The sequence below is a fragment of the Hyphomicrobium sp. genome, assembly GCF_036833075.1.
Lineage (GTDB): Bacteria > Pseudomonadota > Alphaproteobacteria > Rhizobiales > Hyphomicrobiaceae > Hyphomicrobium_C.
Genome location: NZ_DAITQL010000052.1, coordinates 14,429 through 29,497 on the forward strand (window position 1 = coordinate 14,429; position 15,069 = coordinate 29,497).

Genomic DNA, 15,069 nt, shown 5'->3' on the forward strand with positions numbered 1-15,069 from the left:
CCGTTTTCCTTCCTATAGCTGCGCTGCTCGCGCGAACCAAAAAATCGGCAGGCCCTTCTTCCTTCGGAGAGAATCGCTCCTGAGGACACGGGTGGCTAACGCGGGGCGAAGAAGGGGACGATTGATGTTGAACGAGCCACGCCGCCCTGGCCGGCACTTCCTGCAGATTCCCGGCCCGACTCCCATACCCGAGCGCGTCATCGCCGCCATGGCGCGCCAGATTCTCGATCACCGCGGCCCCGAATTCCAGAAGCTCGGCAAGCGTGTCCTCGCGGGCGTGAAGGGCCTGTTCAAGACCGATGGCCACGTCATCATCTACCCGTCGTCCGGCACCGGCGCATGGGAATCCGCATTGACCAACACGCTCTCGCCCGGCGACCGCGTGCTGATGGTCGAGACCGGCCAGTTCGCCGTGCTCTGGAAGCAGATGGCGGATCGCCTGGGCCTCCACGCCGAGATGATCGAAACCGACTGGCGCATCGGCGCCGACGCGAACGAGATCGAAGCCCGTCTGCGCAAGGACAAGGACAAGGCGATCAAGGCCGTCTGCGTGGTCCACAACGAGACGTCGACCGGCTGCATGACGCGCCTCGACGAGGTGCGCCGTGCGCTCGATGCCGCCAAGCATCCCGCCCTGCTGATGACCGATTCGATCTCGGGCCTCGCCGCGGCCGATCTGCGCCACGACGAATGGCGCATCGACGTCACCGTCGCCGGCTCCCAGAAGGGCCTGATGATGCCGCCCGGCCTGTCGTTCACGGCGATCTCCGAGAAGGCGCTCGCCGCCTCGAAGACCGCGACGCTGCCGCGCTGCTATTTCTCCTGGGACGACATGCTGGCCTTCAACGCCGACGGCTGGTTCCCCTACACGCCGGCAACCGGCCTGCTCTACGGTCTCGACGAGTCGATCCGCCTCATCAACGAGGAAGGCTTCGAGAACGTGCTCGCCCGCCACGCGCGTCTGGGTGAAGCGGTTCGCGCCGCCGTGCGCGCTTGGGGCCTTGAGGTCAACTGCCGCGAGGCGAAGTACGACAGCCCCGCCGTCACCACGGTCCTGATGCCCGACGGGCATAACGCCGACGCCTTCCGCAAGCTCGTGCTCGAGACCTTCAACATGTCGCTCGGCACCGGCTTGAACAGGCTGGCCGGGAAGGCCTTCCGCATCGCGCACCTGGGCGACACCAACGAGCTCACCGTGCTCGGCGCGTTGACCGGCGTCGAGATGGCCCTCGAGCTCGCCGGCGTCCCGCACAGGAAGGGCGGCGTGCAGTCGGCGATGGCCTGCATCGCCGACAGCGCCAAGCCCGCGACCGCCAAGGCGGCCTAAGCGCTGAGCTTCGCCAACCCTCAAAAAACAACCATGGCCGCCTCAAGGGCGGCCATGGTGTTTGAGGGAGCCGCGGGTCTCACCACTTGCTCTTCGGCTTCGTCCCCACTCCATGGCCGGGCTTGAGGCGGCCATCCAGGGGCAACTGGCTCCGACCTCCGCCTTTTCTTCCGCGCAGCTTCGCCACGACAGAGCTTTGCTTGAGCGCCGGCGAGTGAAACCCCGGATAGCGGGTCGGTCCCCGCCATGGTGGGTGTAAAAAGCGAGCGTGTCAGACCTTGCGGCCGAGCTGCTCCATCGCCGTGCGGACCTCGGGCGTGAATGCGCCGTCGATTGGCCCCGTGTAGGCGCCGGCGTCGCGCAGCACCTCCTGCACCCACTTACGGTCGGCTTCCGACAGCACGTTCGGGTTGCGCATCAGCTCCGAGACGAGATACGTGTCGCCGAGCTTGAGCGACTTCACGATCCAGGACGCCGCCTCCGTGTCGCTCTTCGCCACGCCCTTGCCGGCGCGATAGAGGATGCCGAGGTTGAACGTCGCCACCGCGTTGCCGAGCTCGGCCGCCCGTCGCACCTCGTCCGCCACGCGTGCATTAAGCCGGAACGCTTCCTCCTCGTTCTTCGGCACGCCGCGGCCCTGCTCGTATTTGTCGGCCAGCCATGACGTGGCCTCGCTAAGCCCCTTGTCGGAGGCCGCCTGCAAGAGCCGCACCGCCTCCCCGTCGTCCTGCTTGACGCCGCGCCCCGCCTCGTAGAGCAGCGCAAGCCGGTGCATGGCGAACACGTGCCCTTTGTCGACGGCTGCCCGATACCAGCGCGCCGCCTCGGCGTAATCCTGCGTGACGCCGCGCCCGCCCTCATAGAGGGTCCCGAGATTGGTCATGGCCGCGTCCTGGCCGCCGTCCGCCGCCTTGCGGAACCATCGCGCCGCCAGCGCCTCGTCCTTGGGGATCCCGATGCCGTCCTTCGCGAACAGCGCATATCGCGTCATCGAGGCCAGGTGCCCGCCCTCTGCCGCCTGGAGCGCAAAGGACGCCGCCTTGCCCGGAGCTTTCTCTCCGAACACGTGCCCCTGCGCATAGAAGCGCCCGAGGCTCGCCGCCGCGCCCACGTTCCCCGCCCCGGCGCGCGCGACGAGCAACCGTTCGAGATCCCGGGCGCCGGCGCTGACGCGCCGCACGGTCACGCTGGTTTCCCGCCCCGGAGCAAGGTCCCGCAGGGCCTCGGTCACCGCATCGGAACCCGCGACGGCACGGCCATCGACCGCCACGATGATGTCGCCCGCGATGAGGCCCGCGCCACCGGCCGCAGCCGCGCCGGTCTCCGTCACCAACGCGCCGCGCACCGCGCCGAGATCGAGCGCCCCGGCCAGATCGGCGTCGACCGTCACGGCCTTGACGCCGAGCGAAGCCTGCGGCGACCCGTCCGTCGGGGCGCGTCCGGGCGTCACCTTGAGCGTGAGCGGCGCCGCAGGACCGACGCCGGAGACGGCCTCGGCGGCCTTGGGCGGCGTGGGAGCGTCAGTCGATGACGTCTCCGTTGGCACGCCGGTCGCCGCATCTGGCGTGCCGCTCGGCGCGAGAAGCCCTGTCAGCGGCGTCCACCGCGGGCCTTCGGCGTTCGCGGTCCCCCCGCAAGCCAGAGCCGCAAGCAGCAGGGTCGTGAATATGAGTGACGGCCGCACCGGATGCCCCCTCTTCTCTGAGCCGCCGGCCCGACTCACGCCTTCGGCGCCTCGACGAACAGCTCGCTCGAGAAGTAGCGTTCCGCGCACGAGGGCGCGAACGTGACGATCGTCTTGCCGCTCATATCGGCGCGCTTGGCGATTTCGAGCGAGGCCGCGACGTTGGCGCCGGTCGAGATGCCGCCCGGAATGCCCTCGAGCTTTGCGAGCGCGCGTGCCGTATCGAAAGCCTGATCGTTCGAGACCGTCACCACCTCGTCGATGAACGAGGTATCGAGCACCTTGGGCACGAAGCCGGCACCGATCCCCTGGATCTTGTGCGGACCACGCGCGCCTTTGGACAGCACCGGGCTTCCGTCGGGCTCGACCGCGACGATCTTGAGCGACGGCTTGCGCGCCTTGAGCGCGCGCCCGCACCCCGTCAGCGTGCCGCCGGTGCCGACGCCGATCACCAGCACGTCGACCTTGCCCTGGGTATCGTTCCAGATCTCCTCGGCGGTCGTCTTCTCGTGCACGAGCGGATTGGCCGGATTCTCGAACTGGCTCGGCTGCACCGCCCCCGGCATTTCCGCCAGGATCTGGTTTGCCTTGTCGATGGCGCCGGGCATGCCGCCCGCGGCCGGCGTCAGGACGAGCTCCGCGCCGAGATGCGCGAGGATCTTCCGCCGCTCGATGGACATGGATTCCGGCATCACCAGCATCAGCTTGTAGCCTCGCGCGGCGGCCACGAACGCGAGCCCGATCCCCGTGTTGCCCGACGTCGGCTCGACCAGCACCGTCTTGCCCGGCGTGATCTTGCCTTCAGCTTCGAGCACATCGACCATGGCGACGCCGATGCGGTCCTTGACCGAGGACAGCGGGTTGAAGAACTCGAGTTTGATGAGCACGTCGGCCACTGCGCCGGCGTCTTTGGCCATGCGCCGGATGCGGACCAGCGGCGTGTGCCCGATCGTCTCGGTGATATCTCCGTAGACCCGTCCACGCCCCCAGCTCTTGGTCGCCGTCAGGGTTTTGATCTCGCTGGCATCGGTCGTCATCGCTCTGGTCCGCCCTTGATTTGTCGTGCTGTTTTCTGGAATTTCTTTTCGCACATTTTTTTCTGCATCCAAAGGGCCCCTGACGGAAATCTGCTGCCGCAGAGACCTCGCATGCATCCCGGCAGAAGAAGTTATTTCTTTGATTTTATTAATTTTTTATAATTTTTCTTCTTGGCCGATGTCTGCGGCAACGTCGCGACACGGGTCGAGCCGAAGCCGCCGTCCCCGCGCCGCGTGACGCCGATCGCGCGTGCTTCGATCAACGCCGCCCGCGTGACCGGCGCCACGACGAGCTGCGCGATTCGCTCCCCCCGGCGCACCGTGAAGGGAGCATCACCGAGATTGACGAGGATGACCTTCACCTCGCCGCGATAGTCGGAATCGATGGTGCCCGGACTGTTGAGCACCGTGACGCCATGCTTCAGCGCCAACCCCGAGCGCGGCCGCACCTGGCCTTCGAACCCGGCCGGAAGCGCCATCGCGAGCCCGGTCGGGATCAGCGCCCGCGTCCCGGGAGCCATCACCACCGCCTCTCCGGCACCGACCGCCGCCAGGAGATCGAGCCCGGCCGCCGCGTCAGACTGATAGGCCGGCAGCGGCAGTCCCTTGCCATGAGCTAGCACCACGACGCGGACGCGCGTTCCCGTCTTCACCGCACGCGCACCCGTCATGGACCGGCCTCGCCTTCGGCCGGGCGGCACGACGGACTGCAGGCGTCGGAGAAAGCAGTCGTCATGGGCATTACACCGTGTCCCGGCTCAGAAAGGCCCCGGCGCGCCGCAGCAGGGCGTCCGCCACCTCGGACTTGTCCAGGTCCGGCCAGTCCTCGACGCCGTCGGCCGTGAGGACATGCACCCGGTTGCGGTCGGCGCCGAACACGCCCGACGCCTCTGAGACGTCGTTGGCGACGATCCAGTCCGCGCCTTTCGCTTTGCGCTTGGCCGCGGCCTGCGCCACCACGTCCTGCGTCTCGGCCGCAAAGCCGATCACGAGCGTCGGCCGCCGGGGCCCGCGCTTGGCGATGGCGCGCAGGATGTCGGGATTTTCGACGAGCTCGAGCGCGGGGGGCGGCGCCCCCGCCGCCTTTTTGATCTTGCCGTTGCCTGGCGCCGCCACGCGCCAGTCGGCGACCGCGGCGGCAAAAATCGCGACATCCGCTGGCAGGGCGGCTTCCACCGCCGCCAGCATCTCGCGCGCGGTCTCGACATGGCGCACCTCGACGCCCGCCGGGTCGGCGATCTCAACCGGCCCCGAGACGAGCGTCACCCGCGCCCCGAGCCGATACGCCGCCGCGGCGATGGCATGGCCCTGCTTCCCCGAGGAGCGGTTGGCGATATAGCGAACGGGATCGATCGGCTCGTGCGTGGGCCCGCTCGTCACCAGCACATGCCGGCCGGCCAGGAGCAGCGAGCACGCCGCCGGGCGGGCCGTCCGCGTGTCGGACACGGCAAGAAACCCGAAGCCGCCTTCGCGCGCCCCGGCGCCGAGCAGCGTTTCGATCCGCGCGACGAGCTCTGCGACCTCCGCCATGCGCCCGACGCCAGCCTCGCCCTTCTCCGCCATCTCGCCCGCATTGGGACCAATGACGTGCACGCTGTCCGCTGCGAGCAGCGCGACATTGCGCCGGGTCGCCCGATGGCTCCACATGGCGGGATTCATGGCCGGCGCGACCAGCACGGGCGCCCGTGTCGCGAGCAGCACCGCCGTCGCAAGATCGTCGGCGTGCCCCTGCGCCATGCGCGCCAGGAGATCGGCGGTCGCAGGCGCCACGACAACGAGATCGGCGTCGCGCGCGAGGCGGATGTGGCCGATCTCGCGCTCGCCCTCGAGGTCGAGGAGATCCGTCGCCACGCGCGCATTGCTGACCGCGCCGACCGCAAGCGGCGTGACGAAGGCCTGCGCCGCCTTGGTCATCACGCACCTGACGGCGATCCCCCGCTCGCCGAGGCGGCGGATGAGGTCGAGGCATTTGTAGGCGGCGATGCCGCCGCCGATGATCAGGAGAACGCGCTTCATGGGATCTCGCGCCTGGAGCCTCGGTTGGTCACGGATTTCAACGCGGCCGGCATGGATCCAGGGGTCCGCGGCCCGGCCGGCGCCGCAATTGCGGCCAGCCCATAGCATACTATCCATGATACCATGAAACGCGCTCCGCCCGTCCGCGGAGCAGAAGCCGATGGTTACCGATGACGCTCCCGTCGCTGGAAGGTCGCGTGAGACGCCTGATCGTGCCGCTGGCCACCCTGGTGGCGGCCTGTACGCTGTCATCCCCTGTCTCCTCCAACACCATCGCCGAATGCTTCAGCGACAACAACGCGCGGCGCATCACCGCCTGCACCGAGCTGATCGAAAGCCCGAACCTGGACGCCGGCACCAAGAGCCTCGCCTACGCCATGCGTGCGCTCGCCCTGTCGCTCGAGGGCGCCCTGGCGCAGGCGTTGCCTGACTATGACCAAGCGATCGCGCTTGATCCGTCCTCGGCCATGGCTCTCAACAACCGCGCCTGGGTTCTCTACAAGCTCGACCGCCACGCCGAGGGCACGAGCGACGTCGAGCGCTCGCTCAAGCTCTCGCCGTCGAGCCCGCACGCGCACGATACCCGCGCCCACATCCGCCAGGCGCTCGGCGAGCGCGCAGGGGCGTTGCGCGATTACGAGCAGGCCATGCGCTTCGGCGGCGAGCCTCTCGTCAAGCTCTACCAGTGCGGCCTCGAGGCCCAGGGGATCTACCGGGGCCCGATCGACGGCCTCTACACGCGCGACGTTCGCCGCGCGTTCGAGATCTGCGTCGGCTCGCCCACCTGCGACCCGCTTCCCGCCGACGAGGAGTGCCGCGCCGCGACGTCGTAGCGCGCCGAAGCGTCACTCATCGGCCTCATCGACGGCTTGCACAGGTTCCACGCAGCCCTTTGGATTTATTCCCGAGCAATCCGGGAGCGCAGAGGCTCCACGCTAGACATTGGTTGAACATCGCCAGCCTTTTCGCGCTGCATTCGCCGAAAGGCGAATAGACGCGGGAAACCAGTTCCTGATTTTTCTCGCGCAGGGGCAGCGAGCTGATCGACGAGGCGAACTTCGTCGACGCCGTGTTCTTGGGCCCCCGGATCCGCTTCGCGGGCTCCTGCAGCCGAGAGAGGACGAGGCCGAATGAGCGATACGGTCCACGGCTTCGGCAAGGGAAGCATCTCGCTGCACTGGGCCGTCGCCGCCGGCATCGTCGGCATGATCGCGTTCGGCATGGTGATCGGCGCCATGCCGAGCGGCCCCGGCAAGACAGCCTGGATCCAGGTCCACAAGTCGTTCGGCGTGCTGGTCGGCGCGCTGGCACTCGTGCGCCTGGTCTGGCGCCTGCGGCAGGGCTTTCCCGAGCCGGCCGGCCCCATGTCGCTGGCGGAGGCGCGCGCGGCGCGCCACACGCACGTTGCGCTGCTGGCGCTCACCGTCGTCATGCCGCTGAGCGGCATGCTCAAGTCCGTGACCTATGCGCGTCCGGTCGAGGTTTTCGGCGTGTCGGTGCTGCCGCAGCTGCTCGCCGAGAAGCATGTCGCCTCCAACGAGGTGGCCTCCTGGGTGCACGCGACGTGCGGCTGGCTCCTGGCCGTGCTGGTCGTCGTGCACGTGTGCGGCGCGCTGAAGCATCACCTTTGGGACCGCGACCCCACGCTACGCCGCATGCTGCGATCCTTCCCGGACCGCTGAGCGCACGTCCGCCCGTGCGCTTCGGCCGCCGCAATTCCGTCGCAGGCTGAGCTGTCGCCGCTAGGGCTCCGGCACCAGCCCCGTGAGCTTCCACGTGCCGTCGACGAATCCCAGCTCCGCCGTCAGCTCGGGCTTCGGCGCATCCGCATCGCGCGCGACGCCGATTGAGAGGCCGAGCGGTCCCTTGAACGAGAAATGCTTGATGTTGCCGAGCCCGTAGGTCGGTTTCGCGCCGCTCTTGGCAGGCAGAAGATCGGCCGCAGGCGTCTGGGCCGCCGGCCCCGTCGCGCCGCCGCCGCCCAGAACCTTGCGCGTGTCGATGCCGAGCTTGCCGGCAATCTGCTCGATCCCACTCGGTGACCCACTGCCCGCACCGCCCTCGGGCCGGATCATGAACGTGGCGAGCCCCGGCGCCTCGGCGGCGCGTTCGAGCACCACCCCCTCGAGCGCTTCCTTGAAGCTCTTTCCGCTCGCATGGATGCGGATCAGCATCTCGGGCGTGACGAACGCCGAGAGTACGCCGTCCACGATGTGCGGCTCGACGCTCGTCTTGAGCGAGTCGGCGAGTGCGCCGCCCGCGGGGCCCGCCTTGCGGAGGGCATCCGTGACGATCTGGTCCACCTTCGCCGTGACGGCCGGCTTGAGAGAGGCGCGCACGCTCGGAAAATCGATCTTGGCATTAAGCCCCTCGACGTTCTGCGCATCGAGCGAGGTCCGGATCGCGTAGCTGGCCTGGATGGGCCAGGCGACATAGAATCCAAGGAGGGCGATGATGCCCACGAGACCGATGGACCTCATCTTGAGCAGGCGCGTAACGGACGGCCCCCGAGCTCGGCTCATGCAACGCTCCCCTTGCGATCGTTCAGTAAGCGTCCGGAACCGCGGATGCCGGCTCCGGCGAGAAACGCGACAGAACCCGGGCTAACCCCGGTAGTGCGAGTACTGCCCTTTCGGACGGAAACGCTCGAGGTACATCGGCACGATGGCCCCGATCGACTGCGGCACAGCCACGCCGAGCCCTGTGAGCGTCCGACTCTCCGCCTGCGCCGCCGCGCTCACGACGTTGTCCGCCTGCAGCAGCCGGACCTGATCGACGGTCAGCGGGCGCAAGGCGTTCGGCAGCGGCCAGGTCAGAAGCGCCTGCAGTTTGGCGAGCCAGAACGTCAACGAGAGGAAGCCGCGCTTGCGGCCCGCATACGCGAGCGTCCGCTCCAGAAGCTCGCGGAACGTCAGCACGTCCGGTCCGCCGAGTTCGTAGACAGCGCCCGGCGCGCCCGCGCCTCCCGCCGCCGCGGCAACCGCAGCCCCGACGTCTCCGACGAACACCGGCTGGAACCGCGTGCGCCCTCCGCCGATCAGCGGCAGCACGGGCGAAACCTGCGCCATGGCGGCGAAGCGGTTGAAAAACGCATCCTCCGGACCGAACACGATCGAGGGGCGCAGGATCACCGCTCCCGGGAATTCCTCAAGCACGGCCGCCTCGCCGCGCGCTTTCGTCTGCGCATAGCGCGCCGGCGACGATTCCGAGGCTCCGATGGCCGAGATGTGGATGAAGCGCTCCGCACCCGCCTCCCGCGCCGCACGGGCCACCGCACGCGCGCCATCCACGTGCACGGCCTCAAACGTCTGGCGCCCCGAGCTGGTGAGCACCCCCACCGCATTGATGACGACGTGAGCCCCCTCGACAGCCCTCAGCACCGAATCGGGAAAGCGCAGGTTCGCCTGCACCGGCTGGACTTGGCCCACATCGCCCATCGGCTGCAGGAAACCGGCGAGATCGGGGCGGCGACACGCGGCCCGGACCCGGTAGTCGTCCTTGGCCAGCGCCCGCACCGCGTACCGGCCGATGAAGCCCGATCCGCCGAGGATCGTCACAATCTGGTTTTTTCCGCGCTGCTCCGCCATGCCGCTCGTTCCCCGCCCTGCGTTCCGCACACGAGAACGCCCCCGTAGAAGATAATGACGCGCCGCCGTCTGACCATGCGTACGATCAACGGCGAGCTCCGCACCCCTGACGATCTAGCCCAAGGGCCCGAACCCGGCCAGCCCCAATGTCGTCGCGCGGTCTCGCGCCGTCCTGCCTTTCGCACCGCAATTGACAAGACGGGCCACTCCCCGTAACTCAATGCGCCCGCAGGCTTGCCGGCTTGCCCAGATGGCGGAATTGGTAGACGCACTAGTTTCAGGTACTAGCGCCGCGAGGCGTGGAGGTTCGAGTCCTCTTCTGGGCACCACGGCAACGCATCAAGATACTGATGCTGCAGCCTGATTTTCTCTCCCGTTGCGAAGCGACGCGGACACGGCGAGCCGAGACGGCACCAATCTTTACAGCACACTGAACCGCGCCCCGTGCCTGACCTTTCGGCATGAGCTCCCAGCTGATGCCGTGAGAGGAGCGCACCGCATCGACAGCGAGCCGAGGTGATCGTGAAGGACGTGTTCAGTGAGGTGTCCGGTGGGGGCGATGGTCTCCAGTCTCTGACGGCACCTGTTCATCATGAGATTGAATGGTTCGGGCTGTCATCTTTTCCGCCGTCCCGCCCCTTTGTCTCCCGTCGGACGTCGCGTCCACTGCCCTCTCGGTTTCAGTTCCGTCGTCAGGTAATCGATGAAGGCCCGGCTCTTTTTCGGGATGAGGCGACCGGGCGGGAGCACCGTATACACCCCTCCATCACCCTTGACCGTCCAGCCGCTGAGGAGCTCGACCAGCTTGCCCTCATGCAGCGACGTCCCCACCAGCCAATCGGGGGCAAGAACGATCCCCGCCCCATCCACCGCCGCCGCCAACGCCGCTTCCGAGTTGTCGGTGATGAACCTGCAGACTGGCCGGACGAGCTTTCGTTTTGCGCCAGACTGCAACCGCCAGTCGGGCCACGATGAGTTGCCGGTAAAGCCCACACAGGCGAACCGAGGCAAGTCCTCAGGCCGCTTCGGCGTTCCGGCGGTTCTCAGATAGTTCGGAGACGCAGCCAGCAACATCCGGTGGCCGCCTATGCGCCGGGATTGTAGCGAGCTGCTCGGCAGAACGCCCACTCTGACGGCGACGTCGAAGCCCTCGGCGACCAGATCAACGATCCGGTCCGAGAAGCGGAGATCGACGCGGATGTGCTCATACTGTCTCAAAAAACCCGCGATAAGGGGGGCCAGCCACAGCCGTCCGAAAGTCACCGGCGCAGATACGCGAAGCAGACCCTGCGGCGCTGCCGCCTTTTCGGTGACCTCTATATTCGCTGCCGACAGCTCTTCAAGGATGATCTGCACCCTCTTGAGGTAGCTCTCTCCCGCCTCTGTGACCGCCACGCGCCGTGTCGTGCGGACCAGCAAGCGCACACCCAGCCTCGCCTCCAACTGGCTGACGCGCCGCGAGATCACCGATGCATCGCGCTCGATCCTCTTGGCTGCCGCCGCAAAGCCCCCAAGCTCGGCCACGGCAGCGAACGCCTCGATTTCCTCAAGTCCGCCGCGATCCAATTCCTGCATTTTCTGCACGGGTTAAATGGCCTGAGTGACGATTATCAAAGGCTTCGTAGGGTTTATCCATGGCGTCGTCAACGCGATGCAAAGGAGACGCGCCCATGAAGACTTTCGTTTCTATCGGCACCGGCCCCGGTATGGGCTTCGCGACCGCCGAGCGATTTGCCAAGGAAGGGTACGCGGTCGTTCTCGCCGCCCGCAATGCCGAGAAGGTTCGGGACCTTGCCGAAGAACTCTCGGGCAAAGGATTGAAAGCAGAAGCCGCGACGGTTGACACATCGAATGCGGCAAGCGTCGAGGCGCTGATCGCCAACGTGAAGCGGCGGCACGGTTCGGTGGATGTCGTCCACTACAATGCGGCTTCAATGCGCCAAGAAAAAATCGGCGACCAGCCGACCGACACGTTCGCATTGGACTTGGCAACCAACATCGGCGGCGCGCAGGCTGCAGCGAAAGCGGCTGAGAAGGCGATGGCCGGGCAGGGATCGGGCAGCCTTCTGCTGACGGGGGGCGGCTTTGCCCTTGCGCCCTCCGCCGACTACATCTCCCTCAGCATCGGCAAGGCTGGCATCCGCGCGCTCGCCCTCGGCCTGTTCGATGACTTCAAGGCCAAGGGCATTCACGTCGGCACCGTCACGGTTGCCGCTTGGGTCTCGCCCGGCTCGGATCACGCAGCCGCTGTTGCCGAGCATTTCTGGAAGCTCCACAACGAGGATCCCGGCGCTTGGACGAACGAGATCCAGTACAGCTGAGCACTGACCCACGCGCCGAGCCGCGGAATGCCCGGTGGCTCGGCGGGTGCGCCGCCACGCTGTCGGTGTTTGGGATCTAAACCGCAAAGCCTCGGGAAAAAGTCGCACGCAATTCTACCATGACAACGCGTCATCCGCCGCGCCATGAGCGTCCAGCAGTGCCAAATCGATCGGAGATCGCTCATGAGATATCTCGTTGCCGCCGCCCTGATCGCCATCGCGCCCTGCAGTGGGGCCTATGCCGACTGCAAAGCCGAGGTCGATCAGGCATTCTCGAAGCTGCGGGAAAGCAAGGGCTTCCGGCTCGAAACCAAGATCGTCAACGAGCAGCAGGGCACGCTGAACATGACGGTCGACTATCAGCTTCCCGACCGCATGCATCAGCGGGTCTCGCTCGGCGATTCTCCTCAGACGATGGAAACGATCGCCATCGGCAACAAGGTCTGGTCGAACCAGGGACAGGGCTGGACCGAAGTGCCGGCCAACTTCGCCGAGGCGATCTCCCAGCAGCTCAAAGAGTCGGTGGGCGAACCGTCGAAGAGCAAGCTCGCCTACGAATGCCTGGGCGAGACGACGTTCGAGGGAAAGCCCTATCTCGCCTACAAGGCCGTTCTGTCCCCCGTCGCCGAGGAAGCCGTCAAGGGCAATCGGGCCAAGCCGGCTGAGACCGCCGGCACACAGACCCTCTATATCGACAAAGTCTCAGGGCTGCCGGTGCGCAACGTCGTGACAAAGGATGACGGCTCGGACAAGCGGCTGTTCGACGGCACCTTCAGCCTGCCCGACGATCTCCGCATCGAGGCGCCGGGCTGATCTCGCTTCAATCCATGCCACGGCGGCCCGACGGGCCAGGAAGGTGGTGGATCGCGATCCGCATCAGCTCCGGAAGGCTGCGCGCGCCGAGCTTCATCTTGATCTGCGATGTCGTGTTGGCGACCGTCTTGTAGCTGATGTTCAGCTCCTCGGCGATCATGCCGTACGACTTCCCCTCGGCGATCAACGCGAGCGTCTGCAGCTCGCGCACCGTCAACGCCTGCAGCGGGCTCGCGTTGAGGCGCGTCTCGCTGAACGCAATCTCGGATGCGACCTCGTGGCTGAGATAGGGCCTGCCGGAACGCACGGTGTTGAAGGCTCTCAGGAACTCCTCGGACGGGGCGTCCTTGAGGAGGTAGCCGGTGGCGCCCGCCTCGAGCGCGCGGCGAATGATCATGGGATCGCTGTGCATGCTGAGCACGAGGATCGGCGTCCTCTTGTCGTGAAGCCTGAGGCGGCGCACGAACGAGAGACCGCCGAGCGCCGCCGTCTTGATGGAAAGATCAACGACGACGACGTGCGGGCGGTGTGCGCGATACTGCCGGTAGGCGTCGGCCAGGCCGCTGGCTTGCAGCACGCGCGCGAACTCCGCTTCCTCGAGCATGCGCGCGCAGGCCTGCAAGACGAACGGGTGATCGTCGATGATGAGCACGCGGAGCGGTTCGGTGCCTTGCGTCATGGGAAGTGCCATCGGTGGTGTCCGTCCTTGAAAGTGATCACGACTTCGACCCGTAGCGGGCCTTGAGGGTTGCGATAGCCTCCGAATGCGCGACGCCCGTGGCGCGGAGGTTGAAATAGTGCTGGCTGATGGCGCCGAAGCCTTCGGTCTGCCCGAGCTTCGCGCCGATGCCGGTCAGATCGTCGAGAATGCGCACGGCGGTCTCGGAAATTCCGATCTGCCGGAGCATCTCGGAAACCTGCACGGAGCGATTTGCGATCATGCGCTCATTTTCGCGGTAGCGCGCGTGCGCCTCGGAAAGCCGGGCTGCGATACGCTGCACCTCGGGATCGCCGATGGACCGCGGCTTGTCCTCGCCACGGCTCGCAAGCCATTGCGCAGGGCTGATCGGGGCCGACACATCGAGCCAGTCGATGCGATGCGCGCCCGCACCGTCATGCCCAGCGTCCCGACGCTCGCCGGAGCGCGGGGCATCGTCTCCGCATCCCGCGAGACCGACGCTCATCAGGCAGCCGAGCGCAAACGCCGTCGATCGCGCAAGGCACACGGAGCGCATACCGATGGGAAGATCGTGCAGCACGGTCTTTCGGGTCTCCCTTGCGATCAAACGTGGCGCGAGATGATTTCCGCGTCGTGCATGACACCTGAGACACCACAAGATGACTTATCGGAGCGATCACAATGACGTTACATAGTTACGTTTTTTCCCGTAACCCGGACGAACCCGGCCCGTTTGCAAATTTGTCCCGCCGATCTCTGCCAGTCGGACTAGAGACCACATCGTTTATCGCCGTCTAGCGTGCCCTTGCGGATCGAGATGCATGACCGAGCAGGGCGGAACAAGCCTTTGGCGGTCAAGCGATCGGAACCGTTGCCGCGACGGCGCCCGGACCTAACCGGACGCCATCGCAGCAGTGGAGGCGGGCTTGGCGATCGGACCGCGCTTTTGCGCGGTATTTCGCTCGGAAAGCCGCCTCGGCCTTGGGATGGATAACGCGAGGTTTTGGGAATGATGAAGCACCTGGGTAAGGGGCTGTTGGCGGGCGCGTCCTGCGTTGCGCTCACAGTCGCCATGGCATCGGCTTCGTTCGCCAACGACAAGCTCGTCGAGCTGTCGAAGAGCAACGAAAACTGGGTTATGCCTGGCAAGAACTACAGCTCGCAGAACTATAGCCCCAATACGCAAATCAACACCGAGAACGTGAAGCAGCTCCGCGCTGCCTGGTCGTTCTCGACGGGTCTGCTGCACGGGCATGAAGGCACGCCCCTCGTCGTGAACGGCGTCATGTACGTCCATACGTCGTTCCCGAACCACACGTTTGCACTCGATCTCAACGATCCCGGCCATATCCTGTGGCAGCACAAGCCGAAGCAGGATCCGGCCGCCCGCTCTGTGGCCTGTTGCGACCTCGTCAACCGCGGCCTCGCCTACTGGCCGGGCGACGGCACGGTGCCCGCGCTCATCATCAAGACCCAGCTCGACGGCCATCTCGTCGCTCTCAATGCCGCGACCGGCGAGGAATACTGGAAGGTCGAGAACGGCGACATCAAGGTCGGCCAGACGCTGACCCAGGCGCCGTACGTGATCAAGGATCTGGCTCTCGT

The 15,069-nt window shown here is 66.6% G+C and carries 14 protein-coding genes, 1 tRNA gene and 1 pseudogene; 7 read left to right on the forward strand and 9 right to left on the reverse strand.

Going from position 1 to position 15,069, the window contains the following annotated elements:
* Positions 1 to 124 precede the first annotated feature (124 nt).
* Positions 125 to 1,327, forward strand: coding sequence for a pyridoxal-phosphate-dependent aminotransferase family protein (locus tag V7082_RS14565; RefSeq protein WP_334149749.1), 1,203 nt, complete (start codon positions 125 to 127; stop codon positions 1,325 to 1,327).
* A 271-nt stretch (positions 1,328 to 1,598) separates the two neighbouring features.
* Here V7082_RS14565 and V7082_RS14570 read toward each other — a convergent pair whose 3' ends face one another.
* From V7082_RS14570 to V7082_RS14585, 4 genes are all read right to left on the reverse strand, one after another.
* A complete protein-coding gene (locus V7082_RS14570; RefSeq protein WP_334149751.1) occupies positions 1,599 to 3,011 on the reverse strand; it encodes a PDZ domain-containing protein in 1,413 nt (470 codons plus the stop codon).
* A gap of 35 nt (positions 3,012 to 3,046) precedes the next feature.
* Complete coding sequence (gene cysK / locus V7082_RS14575) at positions 3,047 to 4,048, reverse strand: cysteine synthase A (RefSeq protein ID WP_334149753.1); 1,002 nt, start codon at positions 4,046 to 4,048, stop codon at positions 3,047 to 3,049.
* 131 nt (positions 4,049 to 4,179) lie between these two features.
* Positions 4,180 to 4,701, reverse strand: coding sequence for a dUTP diphosphatase (gene dut / locus V7082_RS14580; protein WP_442909795.1), 522 nt, complete (start codon positions 4,699 to 4,701; stop codon positions 4,180 to 4,182).
* A gap of 88 nt (positions 4,702 to 4,789) precedes the next feature.
* On the reverse strand, positions 4,790 to 6,064 hold the full coding sequence (locus V7082_RS14585) for a phosphopantothenoylcysteine decarboxylase domain-containing protein (RefSeq protein ID WP_334149757.1): 1,275 nt from the start codon (positions 6,062 to 6,064) through the stop codon (positions 4,790 to 4,792).
* Positions 6,065 to 6,261: 197 nt separating this feature from the next.
* Here V7082_RS14585 and V7082_RS14590 point away from each other — a divergent pair, with 197 nt between their 5' ends.
* Together V7082_RS14590 and V7082_RS14595 are read left to right on the forward strand one after the other, a co-directional pair.
* Positions 6,262 to 6,897, forward strand: a complete 636-nt coding sequence (locus V7082_RS14590; RefSeq protein WP_334149758.1) for a tetratricopeptide repeat protein — start codon at positions 6,262 to 6,264, stop codon at positions 6,895 to 6,897.
* 297 nt (positions 6,898 to 7,194) lie between these two features.
* Positions 7,195 to 7,746: a cytochrome b gene (locus V7082_RS14595; protein ID WP_334149759.1), complete on the forward strand. Its 552-nt coding sequence runs from the start codon at positions 7,195 to 7,197 to the stop codon at positions 7,744 to 7,746.
* A 60-nt stretch (positions 7,747 to 7,806) separates the two neighbouring features.
* Here V7082_RS14595 and V7082_RS14600 read toward each other — a convergent pair whose 3' ends face one another.
* A complete protein-coding gene (locus V7082_RS14600; RefSeq protein ID WP_334149760.1) occupies positions 7,807 to 8,586 on the reverse strand; it encodes a DUF2939 domain-containing protein in 780 nt (259 codons plus the stop codon).
* Positions 8,587 to 8,667: 81 nt separating this feature from the next.
* Positions 8,668 to 9,651 (reverse strand): complex I NDUFA9 subunit family protein, encoded by a 984-nt coding sequence (locus V7082_RS14605; protein ID WP_334149763.1) that lies wholly within the window; start codon positions 9,649 to 9,651, stop codon positions 8,668 to 8,670.
* Between the two features lie 244 nt (positions 9,652 to 9,895).
* Here V7082_RS14605 and V7082_RS14610 point away from each other — a divergent pair.
* Positions 9,896 to 9,980, forward strand: a tRNA-Leu gene (locus tag V7082_RS14610).
* Positions 9,981 to 10,266: 286 nt separating this feature from the next.
* Here V7082_RS14610 and V7082_RS14615 read toward each other — a convergent pair.
* The gene (locus V7082_RS14615; protein ID WP_334149764.1) at positions 10,267 to 11,226 is read right to left on the reverse strand and encodes a LysR family transcriptional regulator; all 960 of its coding nucleotides are present in this window, start codon (positions 11,224 to 11,226) and stop codon (positions 10,267 to 10,269) included.
* 95 nt (positions 11,227 to 11,321) lie between these two features.
* On the opposite strand from V7082_RS14615, the gene V7082_RS14620 reads away from it, so the two are divergent.
* Together V7082_RS14620 and V7082_RS14625 are read left to right on the forward strand one after the other, a co-directional pair.
* Entirely contained in the window at positions 11,322 to 11,972 is a 651-nt protein-coding gene (locus V7082_RS14620) for an SDR family oxidoreductase (RefSeq protein WP_334149765.1), read from the forward strand.
* 183 nt (positions 11,973 to 12,155) lie between these two features.
* The gene (locus V7082_RS14625; protein WP_334149767.1) at positions 12,156 to 12,785 is read left to right on the forward strand and encodes a hypothetical protein; all 630 of its coding nucleotides are present in this window, start codon (positions 12,156 to 12,158) and stop codon (positions 12,783 to 12,785) included.
* Positions 12,786 to 12,792: 7 nt separating this feature from the next.
* On the opposite strand, the gene V7082_RS14630 is transcribed toward V7082_RS14625, so the two are convergent.
* Both V7082_RS14630 and V7082_RS14635 read right to left on the reverse strand, forming a co-directional pair.
* Complete coding sequence (locus tag V7082_RS14630; protein ID WP_334149768.1) at positions 12,793 to 13,476, reverse strand: response regulator transcription factor; 684 nt, start codon at positions 13,474 to 13,476, stop codon at positions 12,793 to 12,795.
* Between the two features lie 25 nt (positions 13,477 to 13,501).
* Positions 13,502 to 14,044, reverse strand: a complete 543-nt coding sequence (locus V7082_RS14635) for a hypothetical protein (protein WP_334149770.1) — start codon at positions 14,042 to 14,044, stop codon at positions 13,502 to 13,504.
* A gap of 492 nt (positions 14,045 to 14,536) precedes the next feature.
* Here V7082_RS14635 and V7082_RS14640 point away from each other — a divergent pair.
* Positions 14,537 to 15,069, forward strand: a pseudogene (locus tag V7082_RS14640) (PQQ-dependent dehydrogenase, methanol/ethanol family); the annotation flags it as partial.